Source organism: Polynucleobacter sp. MWH-Spelu-300-X4, assembly GCF_018687515.1.
Classification (GTDB): Bacteria; Pseudomonadota; Gammaproteobacteria; order Burkholderiales; family Burkholderiaceae; genus Polynucleobacter.
The window spans coordinates 540,652-554,605 of the sequence record NZ_CP061294.1; the positions used below are offsets into that span (position 1 = coordinate 540,652).

Sequence of the window (13,954 nt, forward strand, 5' to 3'; positions counted from 1 at the left end):
ATATACCTATTCAGATGCATTAAATATTAATGCAAAAAGATATAAAAAATGGGGGTTTTGCTTAGAAGTTTATTAGAGTAAACCCTATCAGAACTTGCTGATATAGGTCACAAAGGCGTAGCCTAAGTCGCCGTTATGGTGCTCTTCTCTTGATACTTCTTCCCACATCATGTCATCGATTTCAGGGAAGAAGGCATCGCCATTAATTTCCAGGTCAACTTCTGTAACAATCAATTTGTCAGCATATGCCATGGCTTGTTCATAAATTTGAGCGCCACCGATGATGAATACTTTTTCTGTGCCACTACAGGCGTCAATCGCATCTTCTAAAGAGGTAAATGTTTCTGCGCCTTCTAGCTTTAATTCTGGGTTGCGGCTAACCACGATATTTCTGCGGCCAGGTAATGGGCGCCCTAAAGATTCCCAAGTATTGCGTCCCATGATGATGGGGTAGCCAGAAGTGGTATTTTTAAAATGTTTGAGATCTTCTGGTAGACGCCAAGGTAAAGTGTTATTGACGCCAATAACACCATTTTTAGCGCGCGCAACAATGATATCTAACTCCACGTAGTCCTCGAAGCTTAAATGGCCACAGGGGCTTTTATAGGGTCGTGATGCTGGTAGCCAACAAGCTCAAAGTCTTCGTATTCATAATCGAAGATGCTGGCTGGTTGGCGATGTATCGCTAACTGTGGGAGTGTCAAAGGTTGTCTAGATAACTGTAGCTTCACCTGTTCCATGTGGTTGGTATACAAGTGGCAGTCCCCGCCCGTCCATATGAAGTCGCCAGGCGTTAAACCTGTTTGTTGCGCAATCATGTGAGTCAGTAGGGCGTAGCTGGCGATGTTAAAAGGTACGCCTAAGAAAATATCCGCACTACGTTGATAGAGTTGGCAGGATAGCTTGCCATTTGCTACGTAAAACTGGAAGAAGGCATGGCAAGGAGGTAGTGCCATACGAGGAATCTCAGCAACGTTCCAAGCAGACACGATTAAGCGACGTGAATCAGGATTATTTTTAATCTGATCAATCAATTGGCTAATTTGGTCAATGTGTTCACCGTTAGGTGCAGGCCAAGAGCGCCACTGGTAGCCATAAATAGGGCCTAATTCACCATCCTCTTTGGCCCACTCATCCCAAATACTCACACCTCTTTCTTTTAGCCAATTATTGTTGGTGCTTCCTTGAAGGAACCAAAGCAACTCAATAATGATGGATTTAAGGTGGAGTTTTTTAGTTGTGACGACTGGAAACCCTTTTTGTAAATCAAAGCGCATTTGATGACCAAAGACAGAGGTTGTGCCTGTGCCCGTGCGGTCTGATTTATGGGTGCCATTGGCCAATACATGGCGCATGAGATCTAGATATTGCTGCATGGCTAGATTCTAGCTTAATTTATAGACATCTTTGAGAAAGTCACCACATGATCAGCGATAAGCTTGATGCCGATTTTTTCGCCAATTTCGTGATTGTGATGACTAGGTACCATCGCCATTAGTTCTAGGCCAGAATCAAGACGAACGGTATAGAGAAAATCGCCTCCACGAAAAGCCTTTTTTATCACGGTGGCTAAGAGTGGGCTGTCGTCATCGTGAACTATATCGTCGGCACGTAATAAAACGTCTACCTCTTCGCCAGGTAGTCCGTAGCTCGATTGGGGAAGCGGTAGGTTGCCTAATTCAATTTCCACAGATGGCCCTACTTGTGTTTTGCCAGGAACAAATACCCCATAACCTATGAAGCTGGCAACAAATCGGTTAGCTGGACGGTGATACAGGTTGTAGGCGCTATCCCATTGAACTAAACGACCATCTGCCATCACCCCGATGTCATCGGCAATGGCGAAGGCTTCAAATTGATCATGAGTCACCAATAATGCAGTTGTGCCATTGGCTTTTAAGATATCGCGCACTTCGCTTGCGAGACGTTCTCTTAAGTCCACATCCAGATTGGAGAAGGGTTCATCTAAGAGTAATAGTTCTGGTTCTGGCGCCATGGCGCGTGCGAGTGCCACCCGTTGTTGTTGGCCGCCTGATAATTCATGGGGGTAACGGTTTCCAACATCATGAAGTCCTACGCGTATCAGCCAATCCTCAGCTTTTTGGATGGCTTCTTTTTTGCTGATACCTCTTAGGCCAAACGCCACATTCTCAGCATTAGTTAAATGAGGAAACAAAGCGTAATCTTGAAATACGACTCCGACCCGACGTTTCTCAGGGGCAAGCAGATAGTTGGGGGTGCTTACTTTTTGACTATCTAAAGTAATTGATCCGGATTGAATAGGTTCAAAACCACAGATAGCCCGCAAAATAGTCGATTTGCCGCATCCTGAAGGGCCTAGCAGGCAACCAATTCGACCTTGTTGCAGGCTCATGCTAAGGCCTTTAACAATAGGGATGGAGCTGCCAGACTTTTCGCCTGGATAGCTCACATGAATATCCTCTAAATTTAAATGGATAGGTGATTTATTGTTAATCATTCCTATAATTGTCGCATCTTGCGATTACGTTTAATACCCACTCTCTTTTCACTTGTATTGGCATTGCCGATATTAGGTATTTTTACTGCTTTATTGAATCCTCAAGCGGGCAGTACTGAGGTCTTGTCTCATTTATTTCATACGGTGCTACCGAGTTATGCCTTTACCACGCTCATGATGGCTATAGGTGTGGCCATAGGTGTGGCAAGTATGGGGGTTATTTGTGCTTGGTTGGTAGCTACTTGCGATTTTCCTGGTAAGCGTATTTATGAGTGGGCTTTAATTCTGCCGTTGGCCATGCCTACCTACGTGATGGCCTATGCCTATACGGATTTTTTTCAGTTCTCAGGACCCGTTCAAAGTTTCTTGAGAGCTTGGTTGGGGATGTCAAGGTTAGAGTGGTTCCCGGATCCAAGATCTCTTTGGGGGGCGATTTGTGTTTTAAGTTTGGCTTTGTACCCCTATGTCTATTTGCTTTGTCGGACAGCTTTTTTAGAAAGAAGTCCTCGTTTGATTGATGCTGCTAGAACTTTAGGTTCGAGTCCGTGGGGTGCTTTTTGGAAGGTCGCTTTACCGATGGCTAGGCCAGCAACGATGGCTGGTGTTGCTTTAGCGCTCATGGAGGCAGTTGCTGATTATGGTGCTATGTCTTACTTTGGTGTCCAAACAATGACCACCGGTATTTATCGCGCCTGGTTGGGGATGGGTGATCGGATAGCCGCTGTGCAATTGTCAGCAGTTTTGTTGGGCGTTATATTTTTGCTACTGATGTTGGAGCATGTTAGTCGGCGTCAAATGCGTTTTGCTGCTAGCGGCCAACGTTTTAGACAAATTAAACCTTGGCGTTTGCAAGGCAAAAAAGCTTTTTGGGCAAGCATGGCTTGCGCTATGCCTATGTTGTTTGGATTTGTATTGCCTGTTGCCATCATGGCTTATTTGGCTTTATCAAATGGCGATGGGTTTCAACCAAGATATTGGGGCTGGTTAGTTAATACCTTATGGCTCTCAACGTTAACAGCGATGTGCGCTGTGATATTGGCGGTGTGGTTGGCTTATGGTGCGCGCATATCAAAAGGTATTTGGCAAACCATGGCTAATCGCATGGTCAGTTTAGGATATGCCGTGCCGGGCGCCGTTTTAGCTGTAGGCATTTTAATTTTATTGGCGCAGTTAGATATAGCTTGGCTACTGTCAGGATCTGTTGCAATTTTGGTTTATGCCTACCTCACACGCTTTTTATCATCTGGCTTGCAGACTGTAGAAGCAGGGCTTAGCAAAATTACGCCAAGCATGGATGCTAGCGCGATGAGTTTGGGTTCTGGTAGGTGGGAGTTATTGCGACGGATTCATCTGCCTTTATTGAGGCGTAGTCTTTTAACTGCCGGGCTATTGGTTTTTGTGGATGTGATGAAAGAGTTGCCGGCAACTTTGGTATTGCGACCTTTTAATTTTGATACGTTGGCTGTGGTTACTTATCAGTTGGCTGCGGATGAGCGCTTAGCTGAAGCGGCGTGGCCGGCTTTAACCATTGTTTTAGCCGGCTTGATCCCAGTGATTCTTTTATCTCGCGCAATGTCTCGAGATAAATAATTGAAATATCAATTAGCGAACTAATTCGCTTAACTTGCCTGTGACATCTTTCCATTCATCAGCATCTGCTAGAGGCGCTTTTGATTTGGTAATAGAAGGCCACTTGCGCGCTAATTCAACGTTTAATTTAATGTACTCTTGTTGATCACCAGGTACGTCATCTTCTGCATAAATTGCATTGACTGGGCATTCAGGAACACAAACGGCGCAATCGATACACTCATCTGGATCAATCGCTAAAAAGTTAGCGCCTTCGCGGAAGCAGTCAACAGGACACACATCAACGCAATCGGTATATTTGCAACGAATACAGGCTTCGGTTACTACGTAAGTCATGGCAGTTCTATCTCAAAAAGACCAAAACCATTATTTTATCTTAGAGATAGCGCGTTTACGTCTGAAACCCTGCAATTATTAGATGATTTAGTGATTTAGGTATGCGATAAATCAATGGCATACAATCGGAAAGACCGGCTAAATCCTAATGTTCAAAGGGTTTTGCCGCGAAAATATAAAAATCAAGAAAAACGAGGGGTTGCATAGGGTATGTCTGAAAAAACTCAAAAACCGAAGATTTTGGTCGCGCGGTCTATTTTTCCTGACATTTTGGAGCGTCTTCAAGAAGTCGCTGAGGTGGAGTCGAATCAATCGGATCGCATTTGGGAACCAGAGGCCTTAAGACAAGCTTTGGTGGATAAAGATGCAGCCATCATCACAGGCAGTGAGCCCATTGGCGAAGCGCACCTTAAAACAGCAACTCATTTGAAAATTATTTCGAATATCGCAGTTGGTTATAACAATTTAGATTTGGCAGCATTAAAGGCCGCGAATATTTTGGCGACCAATACGCCTGACGTATTAACTGAAACGACAGCAGATTTTGGTTTTGCGCTTTTAATGGCGACGGCTAGAAGGGTAACGGAAACCGAGCATTGGTTAAGAGCTGGGCATTGGAAGAAATTTTCTATCTGCGACACGCCTTTGGCGATGGATATTCATCACAGTAATTTAGGCATTATGGGTATGGGACGTATTGGGCAAGCGATTGCGAAACGTGCCTCGGGATTTAGTATGAATGTGATGTATCACAATCGCTCTCGTTTATCTCCGGATTTGGAACAGGAATGTGGCGCTCGTTATGTTGATCGCGATACGCTATTAAAAGAATCTGACCACATTATTTTGGTTATGCCCTATACGCCTGAGAACCACCATCTATTTGGTGAGAAAGAACTTTCGTTGATGAAGCCTACTGCGACGCTCATTAATATTGCGCGTGGAGGCATTGTGGATGAGTTAGCTTTGGCGAAGGCGCTTAAAGAAAAACGTATTTTTGCTGCTGGCATTGATGTATTCGAAGGTGAGCCAACAGTAAGGTCAGAGTTGCTGGCGTTAAGTAACGTGGTTTTGTCGCCACATATCGCCAGTGCCACAGAAAAAACTAGGCGAGCGATGATTGAGTTAGCGATTAAGAATTGTTTAGCTGGTTTGGCGGGGCTTGCCCCGCCCAATCTGATTGTTTATTAAAGTCAGTTTTTAATCTTGTGATGATGGTGGTGTGATGTCGCTTGCATCGATATCTTTAAGCGCCACCTCAATGCCGCCAAATTTTTCCGCCACCCAGTTATACACTTTGCAGGCAAGCCATAGCAAACCAAATCCAATCAATGCGTTGAGGATGAGGGCGGAGATCACTGTGAAGCCAGGCAGTTCGCCGTCGCGAATAAATGCCACAAACAATGCTAGCAAAACCACTGGTACAGAAAAACTTAAATAAACTAAAACCAGTGTTTTAGCAGTGTGTAGAGGGTCGACATACACAACTTCTTTTTTGGTGTACTTGCTTGGCATTTTTGGGTTAAGGTGCAATTAAGGTAAATAAAGGTTGATAGCCCAAATTCTATACTAATTTTAGATATGATATTGCGTTGCAATATTGAAAAATTAAATCAAACCTTCAAATAACACAATATCTACAAGCTCTCCAGGCTCTATAGATTCTTGGTTGTGGCCTAGTACGATTAAGCAATCAGCTTCACTCATGGATCTAAGGACACCAGATCCTTGGGAAGGCATTGCTAATACGGTGGGCATGCCATCAGAGCTAATTGATAGTTGCCCCCTTTGAAATTCGGTTCTTCCTGGGAGCTTTCGAATCGCCGTTAATGAGCGGGCTTTAGAGATGGGGGTATCTGTGTGTGATGCTCCAGCCATCGTTAAAAGAGCTGGTTTTACTAACTGATAAAAGGTCACCATAGTTGCTACGGGATTGCCAGGTAAGCCAAATAAAACAGCCTGGTGATTTTCTGAGCTAATTGAGCCAAATGCCATGGGGCGTCCTGGGCGAATCGCTAACTTCCAAAAACCAATATCTCCCATCTCTTGCATGATTTGCTTGGTGTAATCAGCAACGCCCACGGATACGCCGCCTGAAGTGATGATGACATCACACTCGGCGGCTGCCGTGGCAAAAGTCAGGCGTAAATCTTCTGGTTGGTCAGGCACTACACCAAAATCGATGAGGTCAAGATTTAGTCGAGATAGCATGCCAAAAATCGTATAGCGATTGCTATCGTAAACGCAGCCAGGATCTAGTTTTTCTCCGATTGAGCGCAGCTCAGTTCCTGTTGAAAAAAATCCAACCCGTAATTTTTTATTAACTGTTACTTGAGAGATGCCTAGTGAAGCAATTAATCCTAAGTCAGCTGGACGAATAATCTTCCCAGCGAGTAAGGCGGGCTTACCTTCTTTTAAATCCTCGCCTTTTAAGCGACGATTGTCGCCAGCTTTTACGGCATTTGTCGCAAAAGAAATTAAATCGCCATCTATTTGAACGAGCTCTTGAGGAATGACGGTATCGCAACCTAAAGGCATGCTTGCCCCAGTCATGATTCGAATGCAGGCGCCGACTTCAACTTCTGTTAAGAAAGGTTTTCCGGCAAGGGCGGCGCCCATATTTTTGAGTGCAATAAATTGGGATGAGGTGCTAAATAGTGAAGCGCTATTGAATGCATAACCATCCATCGCAGAATTATCAGCGGCGGGAACGTTGATGGGGGAGATTAGATCCTTAGCTAAAACGCGGCCTAATGATTGTTGTAGCGGGATTAATTCAGTGGTGAGTGATTGGGTGTGCGGCTGAACAAAAGTTTTAATTAATTGCAACGCTTCATCAACCCGAAGTGCATCAGGATTGCTAGCGGGGATGTGATTCATGGTGGCGGAAAGCTTGGGGAGTGTGCTCATTTAGCCACCAATATAAGACATTTCTACTTTAAGGCGATCACTCATTTCTGGTGAGCCTCTTAATTCAGAGTAATGGTCTGAACGTTGCCCCCAAATTTGCGCAATCACATTACTGATTTCTAAATCACTCTTACCTTGGCGTAGTAATTCTTTTAGGTCATAACCTTTTGTAGCAAATAAGCAGAGATACATTTTGCCTTCAGTTGATAGGCGCGCGCGCGTACAGTCTTTGCAAAAGGCTTGTGTCACGCTTGAGATGACGCCAACTTCACCTGAGCCATCAGCGTACTCCCAGCGCTCAACCACTTCTCCAGAGTAATTGGGGTTGAGGTTGCGAAGGGGGTATGTTTCATGAATCTTCTTAATCACTTCTGCTGAAGAAAGCACTTCAGCCATATTCCAACCATTAGAAGCCCCCACATCCATGAACTCAATGAATCTCAAAATGATGGGGCTATTTTTAAAGTAGTTAGCCATGGGAATGATCTCTTGATCATTGGTGCCTTTTTTAACCACCATGTTTACTTTGATATTCGTAAAGCCAGCTTCTTGTGCAGCAGCAATCCCATCTAAAACATCCGCTACAGGAAAGTCAACATCATTCATTTTCCGGAATGTTTCATCATTGAGACTATCTAGGCTGACTGTGATGCGAGTTAATCCAGCATCTTTTAATGACTGTGCTTTTTTGCGAAGCAAGCTGCCGTTGGTTGTAAGCGTTAGATCAATTGGTTTGCCGCTGAGTGTTTTGAGCGGCGCCAACATGGCGATGAGTTTTTCAATATGTTTTCTTAAGAGAGGCTCGCCGCCTGTTAAGCGAATTTTTTCAACACCGTGACCAATATAAATTTTGGCAATGCGAACAATTTCCTCAAAGCTTAATAGATCACCATGAGATAAGTAGGGGTAATCTTTATCAAAGACTTCTTTGGGCATGCAATAGGTGCAACGGAAATTGCAGCGGTCTGTAACAGAAATGCGTAAGTCGTGAAGTTGTCTGCCTCGGTTATCTGAGAGTAACCCTGTGGCAGGCAGCAGTTGTTCCGGGATAGCCGGAACAAAGCTATCTACTTTGCGTTGGCGCTCATCGATGAGGGGTATGACTCTTTCTGACATAGGCCCCTCATTGTAGAGCGAAGTATTACTTTTCGATGGTTTGTTCTTTGCCGCCAGTTTCAACTAAAACCATCGGCCCTGCTGTCAATTCAACAGGTGGTTTAGGTTGTCTTGGAGCATGCGTCACAGCTGGCTCAGCTGCTATTTGAGCGCGTACTTCAGCTAATTTTTGGCTGTCTGTGTTCACCCAAACTAAACCAGCGGATTCAAGAACAGGCGCTAAATCAGTTGTTTGAAGTGCTTTGAACTCTACCTTTGGTAATTCCGCAGGAGCTGCAACAGCTTCCACAACTGGCGCAACAACAAAATCTGCCTCAGATTGAGCTGGAACTGGTGTTGTTGAAATGGTTGCAGCTACCTTAGGCTCTGAGCTAAAGCTTGGCGCAGGTGTTTCATGGCTTGCAAATGTTGGCGCAACAGCATCAGCTTCAGTTGAAGCAACTGTTGCATAAACAGTTGAAGTGTTAGTAATAGCAGTGACGTTTGAAACATCGGAAGCATTAGAGTTGCTAGAACCTTCCACAACAGGTGCCGTAGCATTTTCAACATGGTCATTGCGCTCGGTACGCTCGCGATCACGACCGCGATTACGTCCGCGGCGGTTACGGCCACGGCGACGCTCATCACCACCTTCAGCTTGGTCAGGCGCTCCGGCAACTTCGCCATGAGTCAAAATGTCCTTAGGCTGTTCAGCTTTTGCTTCAGCATTCGCTTCAGGTTTATTGTTCTGACGGTTGCGTTGGTTGCGGTTATTTTGTTGGCGTGGTTCTTTGTTATCCGCTTTTGCTTCGCCTTCAGCACGTGCTGGTTGGTTATTGCGTTCACCAGTCTCTTGCTTGTTACGATTTTTGTTGCGGTTGTTACGGTTACGGCCATTTCTGTCGTTGCGACCTTCGCGAGAAGCGCGTTTTTCAACAGGTTTTACTTCTTCTTTGCTACCGAATAATTTCTTAATGAAGCCAATGAGTCCGCCACCAGATTTTTCTGAGGAAGAAGTTTTACGTTCAGGGCGAGCAACACCTGTAGGGGCCGGTTGGCTAGGTGTAATACCTTTTACCGCCGCTTCTTGGCGTGGTTTTGCTTCTTCAGCACGACGATTCAAGATAGTGTCTGACTCAAGCTCTTTGCTGGCTTCTTCGGCCATAGCATAGCTAGCTTTTGGATCATCTAGGCGTGGATCGTCATGGCGAAGGCGCTCTAACTTGTAGTGAGGCGTTTCTAAATGTTTGTTCGGTAAAAGCAGAACATTCACTTTAAAGCGGCTCTCAATTTTGATTACTTCAGCACGTTTTTCATTTAACAAGAACGCGGCAACATCAACCGGTACTTGGCAATGAATCGCTGCTGTATTTTCTTTCATGGCTTCTTCTTGAATGATGCGAAGTACTTGAAGCGCTGAAGATTCTGTGTCACGGATGTGTCCTGTGCCATTACAGCGAGGGCAGGTCACGTTGCTGCTTTCAGATAAAGCTGGGCGTAAACGTTGACGTGATAATTCTAATAAACCGAAGCGAGAAATCTTGCCCATTTGAACGCGTGCACGGTCATGACGCAGAGCGTCTTTTAAGCGCTGCTCTACATCTTTTTGGTTTTTGGAAGATTCCATGTCGATGAAGTCGATGACGATCAAGCCACCAAGGTCGCGAAGACGCATTTGGCGAGCTAATTCATCAGCAGCTTCTAAGTTGGTTCTAGCCGCAGTTTCTTCAATGTCCGTGCCGCGTGTGGCGCGTGCTGAGTTAACGTCGACAGAAACCAAGGCTTCTGTATGGTCAATCACAATTGCGCCACCAGATGGCAATGAAACGGTACGTGAGTAAGCAGTTTCAATTTGGTGTTCAATCTGGAAACGTGAGAACAGTGGCACATCATCGTGGTAGCGCTTAACGCGAGACATGTTGTCTGGCATGACGACTGACATGAAGGCGCTGGCTTGCTCGTAAATCTCATCGGTGTCGATAAGGATTTCGCCGATATCAGGTTGGAAATAGTCGCGAATCGCGCGAATCACCAAGCTAGATTCCAAGTAAATTAAAAGTGGGGCGCTATTGCCGCTTGCGGCTTCATCAATCGCTTTCCACAACTGCATGAGATAGTTTAAGTCCCACTGAAGTTCTTCAGCGGCACGACCAATACCAGCGGTTCTAGCAATAATGCTCATGCCGTCTGGTACGGTTAATTGACTCATGGCTTCGCGTAGTTCGTTGCGGTCTTCGCCTTCAATACGACGTGAGACACCACCTCCGCGAGGATTATTTGGCATTAAAACCAAATAGCGACCTGCTAGGGAGATAAAGCTAGTAAGGGCAGCACCTTTGTTGCCGCGCTCTTCTTTTTCAACCTGAACAATAATTTCTTGGCCTTCACGCAAGGCTTCTTTGATGCCCGCGGTTCTAACATCGATACCCTCTTTAAAGTAAGCGCGTGATACTTCTTTAAATGGCAGAAAGCCGTGACGCTCTTCACCATAGTTCACAAAGCAAGCTTCTAGGGATGGTTCGATGCGTGTGATCACGCCTTTGTAGATATTGCCTTTGCGTTGTTCACGCCCAGTAGTTTCAATATCAATATCAATGAGCTTTTGCCCGTCAACAATCGCTACGCGCAGCTCTTCTTGCTGGGTAGCATTAAACAACATTCTTTTCATGTAATTCTCCGTACTGCGGCCAGGCAGCCATCGCGGGGCGCGAAACGGAATAGAAGGGATAGAACGAAACTATCCTCTGTGATGACTACTTCACTACACTCGCTGACTTTTTCTTCTTTGTTGCGTCAGCGCGCGATTAAATTCTTTTATCTGTTTCGCGGATCGCGGCACTATGCCAGCCAACCCTTGCGTCTCATTGCTTTCAGGGGAGAGGCGAACCCTGGAAATATCAACCGGCTATTTCGAACCGAGCTTGGCGCACATGATGTCTCAAATCATAAATTTGATATTGCGCAGCAAGATAGGTCATTATATGACATATGAACAGTAATTCGGTATCCCAACACATTGTTTTATTTGAGGAAGCTGGCCAAAGGCTGGATAACTTCCTGTTTCGCATGGCTAAAGGCGTGCCTAAAACCCATATTTATCGAATTATTCGGTCTGGTGAAGTGCGGGTAAATAAGAAAAGGGCTGATGCTAGTCAAAAAATAGCGGAAGGGGACGTTTTAAGGTTGCCTCCTTTGCGCGTATCAGACATTAAAAAACCGACAAATGACTTCATTTCAAAGAAGATAAGCGGTGAAGTAGACATTTTATATGAAGATGACAGCATTTTAGTGGTTAATAAACCATCCGGTATTGCTGTTCACGGAGGCTCTGGCGTCTCATTAGGGCTTATTGAGGCGATGAGGGCTCAAAGACCCGATGCCAAGTTCCTTGAATTAGTTCATCGACTGGATCGAGATACTTCAGGTCTTTTGATGTTGGCTAAAAAAAGAAGCGCTTTGGTTCATTTGCATGAGCAAATTCGCGAAGGCAAAATGGAAAAGCGCTATTTATTGGTGGTTCATGGAAATTTGCCTGTTTCAGGCAAATCCATCCCCCTTAAATATCCTTTGCTTAAATATTTGCTACCTAATGGTGAGCGGCGAGTTAGAGTTTCTGCCGATGGGGGGCAGCCTAGCCACACTAATATTCGAGTAAAAGGTGTTTATCACGATGGTTTGTGTAGTTTGGTGGAAGCACAGCTAAAAACAGGGCGTACCCATCAAATTCGCGTCCATTTACAGACCTATGGCCACCCCATTTTGGGAGATGATAAGTATGGTGACCAGGACTTGGATAAAGTTTTGAGGCCTAAGCGTTTGTTACTTCACGCTAAATATTTGTCTTTTGTACATCCTAAAACAGAAGAAAAGATGGTTTTTGAGGCGCCGATTCCTGAGGCGTTCGAAAAATTCATATCCGACTAAACTAATAAAAAATTAAAACTGGAGACAAGATGAAATTAGCGACTTTTCAATATCAGACTAAATGTTATGTTGGCGTTGTTTCTACGGATTTGCAAACGATAACGCCGTATCAATTAAGTGATGCGCAAGCAGCTTTCGGTGCTTTGCCTATTATTGAGATGATGGCCGATGGAAAAGAATTGCCATCTCAAGGCGCACCAATACCGATGAAAGATGTTTGCCTCTTGGCGCCAATTCCAAAGCCAAGGCGCAATATTTTCTGCGTTGGTAAAAATTATTTGGATCACATTCAAGAAATTAAAGACAGTAAGTTGGGTGAGGCACAGGGGTCTATGGCTAATTTACCTAAGCACCCAGTGGTTTTTAGTAAGGTTCCAGAAGCCGTGGTTGGCCAAGGTGTTGGAATTGATAGTCATCCTGGAGCTACGCAGGAGTTGGATTATGAAGCTGAATTGGCAGTAGTGATTGGCAAGCAGGGTAAGAGCATTAAGAAAGCCGATGCCATGAAACATATTTGGGGTTACACCATCATCAATGATGTGAGCGCTAGAGATGTGCAAGCTAAGCATGTGCAATTTCACATTGGGAAAAGTTTTGATACTTTTTGTCCGATGGGGCCGTGGTTGGTATCGGCTGATGAGTTGGATTCTTCTAAAGCGGCTATTAAGTGTTGGGTTAATGATGAATTGCGTCAAAACGCCACAACTCAATTATTGATATTTGATATCCCAACCATTATTGAGAACTTATCCGCTGGTATTACTTTGTATCCTGGTGATGTGATTGCAACTGGTACGCCTAGTGGTGTTGGTATGGGCTTTAAGCCACCTAAATTCTTGAAAAAAGGCGATAAGGTCAAAATTGAAATTGCTGGAATTGGCACTTTAGAAAACCCTGTTATTTAAGCGAGTATTTTTTGCCATCTAAGTATGAGTTGATTGTGTGGGATTGGGATGGGACCTTGATGGACTCAACTCCTACTATTGTGAAATGTATTCAGCAGGCATGCGTGGATCTTGAGCTACCCGTCCCAGATGACTCGGTGGCGAGTCATGTGATTGGTTTGGGTGTTCAAGATGCTTTGCGTACGGCGGTGCCATCCGTGAGAGTTGATCAGCATCCTCGTTTGGTGGACCGCTTTCGTTATCACTATTTGTCTAAAGATCACGAACTCCATTTGTTCGTGGGCATTAAAGATTTATTAAATCAGTTGAAGGCGAATGGGCATTTGTTAGCGGTAGCAACAGGTAAAAGTCGTAAAGGGTTGGATCGGTCATTAAATTTTCATGATTTAAATGATATGTTTGCAGATACCCGCACGCCGGATGAATGTTTTTCCAAGCCGCATCCAGCGATGTTGATTGAGTTATCAGAATCTTTAGCTGTGCCGATGGAGAAAGTTTTGATGATTGGGGATACAACCCATGATTTATTGATGGCGAAAAATGCGGGAGCCGATGCGATTGCTGTGACATATGGCGCGCACCCTGAGCACGTTTTAAGGAAAGAAGAACCTTTGATGTGTATTGGTCAGGTTGAGGAGTTGTCTGAGTGGTTGTTGACTCACGCTTGATAGCAATTGATAAAGATGCTTAAGTAAGAATACATATTAAAGAAACA

The 13,954-nt window shown here is 44.7% G+C and carries 13 protein-coding genes; 5 read left to right on the top strand and 8 right to left on the bottom strand.

Going from position 1 to position 13,954, the window contains the following annotated elements:
• Positions 1 to 87 precede the first annotated feature (87 nt).
• From ICV01_RS02785 to ICV01_RS02795, 3 genes are read right to left on the bottom strand one after another with little or no spacing between them, the layout of a single operon-like run.
• Positions 88 to 567, bottom strand: a complete 480-nt coding sequence (locus ICV01_RS02785; RefSeq protein ID WP_215288392.1) for a dihydrofolate reductase — start codon at positions 565 to 567, stop codon at positions 88 to 90.
• A gap of 14 nt (positions 568 to 581) precedes the next feature.
• Positions 582 to 1,376, bottom strand: coding sequence for a thymidylate synthase (locus tag ICV01_RS02790; RefSeq protein ID WP_215288394.1), 795 nt, complete (start codon positions 1,374 to 1,376; stop codon positions 582 to 584).
• A gap of 14 nt (positions 1,377 to 1,390) precedes the next feature.
• Entirely contained in the window at positions 1,391 to 2,479 is a 1,089-nt protein-coding gene (locus tag ICV01_RS02795) for an ABC transporter ATP-binding protein (RefSeq protein WP_215288397.1), read from the bottom strand.
• A gap of 18 nt (positions 2,480 to 2,497) precedes the next feature.
• Here ICV01_RS02795 and ICV01_RS02800 point away from each other — a divergent pair, with 18 nt between their 5' ends.
• On the top strand, positions 2,498 to 4,069 hold the full coding sequence (locus tag ICV01_RS02800) for an iron ABC transporter permease (RefSeq protein WP_251369377.1): 1,572 nt from the start codon (positions 2,498 to 2,500) through the stop codon (positions 4,067 to 4,069).
• A gap of 12 nt (positions 4,070 to 4,081) precedes the next feature.
• On the opposite strand, the gene fdxA is transcribed toward ICV01_RS02800, so the two are convergent.
• The gene (gene fdxA / locus ICV01_RS02805) at positions 4,082 to 4,405 is read right to left on the bottom strand and encodes a ferredoxin FdxA (protein WP_215288400.1); all 324 of its coding nucleotides are present in this window, start codon (positions 4,403 to 4,405) and stop codon (positions 4,082 to 4,084) included.
• A 210-nt stretch (positions 4,406 to 4,615) separates the two neighbouring features.
• On the opposite strand from fdxA, the gene ICV01_RS02810 reads away from it, so the two are divergent.
• Complete coding sequence (locus ICV01_RS02810; RefSeq protein ID WP_215288402.1) at positions 4,616 to 5,596, top strand: D-glycerate dehydrogenase; 981 nt, start codon at positions 4,616 to 4,618, stop codon at positions 5,594 to 5,596.
• A gap of 9 nt (positions 5,597 to 5,605) precedes the next feature.
• Here the strand turns inward: ICV01_RS02810 and ICV01_RS02815 are convergent, their stop codons facing one another.
• The 4 genes from ICV01_RS02815 to ICV01_RS02830 all read right to left on the bottom strand — a co-directional run bounded on the left by ICV01_RS02815 (position 5,606) and on the right by ICV01_RS02830 (position 11,078).
• Positions 5,606 to 5,920, bottom strand: a complete 315-nt coding sequence (locus ICV01_RS02815; RefSeq protein ID WP_215288404.1) for a hypothetical protein — start codon at positions 5,918 to 5,920, stop codon at positions 5,606 to 5,608.
• Between the two features lie 93 nt (positions 5,921 to 6,013).
• Entirely contained in the window at positions 6,014 to 7,315 is a 1,302-nt protein-coding gene (gene glp, locus ICV01_RS02820; RefSeq protein ID WP_215288406.1) for a gephyrin-like molybdotransferase Glp, read from the bottom strand.
• Entirely contained in the window at positions 7,316 to 8,431 is a 1,116-nt protein-coding gene (moaA, locus tag ICV01_RS02825; protein ID WP_215288408.1) for a GTP 3',8-cyclase MoaA, read from the bottom strand.
• A gap of 25 nt (positions 8,432 to 8,456) precedes the next feature.
• A complete protein-coding gene (locus ICV01_RS02830; RefSeq protein ID WP_215288412.1) occupies positions 8,457 to 11,078 on the bottom strand; it encodes an Rne/Rng family ribonuclease in 2,622 nt (873 codons plus the stop codon).
• A gap of 320 nt (positions 11,079 to 11,398) precedes the next feature.
• Here ICV01_RS02830 and ICV01_RS02835 point away from each other — a divergent pair, with 320 nt between their 5' ends.
• The 3 genes from ICV01_RS02835 to ICV01_RS02845 are packed head-to-tail and all read left to right on the top strand — an operon-like array spanning position 11,399 to position 13,907.
• Entirely contained in the window at positions 11,399 to 12,334 is a 936-nt protein-coding gene (locus ICV01_RS02835; protein ID WP_215288414.1) for an RluA family pseudouridine synthase, read from the top strand.
• Positions 12,335 to 12,363: 29 nt separating this feature from the next.
• Positions 12,364 to 13,239, top strand: coding sequence for a fumarylacetoacetate hydrolase family protein (locus ICV01_RS02840; protein ID WP_215288415.1), 876 nt, complete (start codon positions 12,364 to 12,366; stop codon positions 13,237 to 13,239).
• Positions 13,240 to 13,250: 11 nt separating this feature from the next.
• Entirely contained in the window at positions 13,251 to 13,907 is a 657-nt protein-coding gene (locus tag ICV01_RS02845; RefSeq protein WP_215288418.1) for an HAD family hydrolase, read from the top strand.
• The last annotated feature ends 47 nt before the right edge of the window (positions 13,908 to 13,954 follow it).

Excerpts from the sequence above, each read along its gene's own strand:
- ICV01_RS02795 (WP_215288397.1), bottom strand. The coding sequence starts at position 2,479 with ATGATTAACAATAAATCACCTATCCATTTAAATTTAGAGGATATTCAT.
- ICV01_RS02830 (WP_215288412.1), bottom strand. The coding sequence starts at position 11,078 with ATGAAAAGAATGTTGTTTAATGCTACCCAGCAAGAAGAGCTGCGCGTA.
- glp (WP_215288406.1), bottom strand. The coding sequence starts at position 7,315 with ATGAGCACACTCCCCAAGCTTTCCGCCACCATGAATCACATCCCCGCT.
- ICV01_RS02810 (WP_215288402.1), top strand. The coding sequence starts at position 4,616 with ATGTCTGAAAAAACTCAAAAACCGAAGATTTTGGTCGCGCGGTCTATT.
- fdxA (WP_215288400.1), bottom strand. The coding sequence starts at position 4,405 with ATGACTTACGTAGTAACCGAAGCCTGTATTCGTTGCAAATATACCGAT.
- moaA (WP_215288408.1), bottom strand. The coding sequence starts at position 8,431 with ATGTCAGAAAGAGTCATACCCCTCATCGATGAGCGCCAACGCAAAGTA.
- ICV01_RS02790 (WP_215288394.1), bottom strand. The coding sequence starts at position 1,376 with ATGCAGCAATATCTAGATCTCATGCGCCATGTATTGGCCAATGGCACC.
- ICV01_RS02840 (WP_215288415.1), top strand. The coding sequence starts at position 12,364 with ATGAAATTAGCGACTTTTCAATATCAGACTAAATGTTATGTTGGCGTT.
- ICV01_RS02815 (WP_215288404.1), bottom strand. The coding sequence starts at position 5,920 with ATGCCAAGCAAGTACACCAAAAAAGAAGTTGTGTATGTCGACCCTCTA.
- ICV01_RS02835 (WP_215288414.1), top strand. The coding sequence starts at position 11,399 with ATGAACAGTAATTCGGTATCCCAACACATTGTTTTATTTGAGGAAGCT.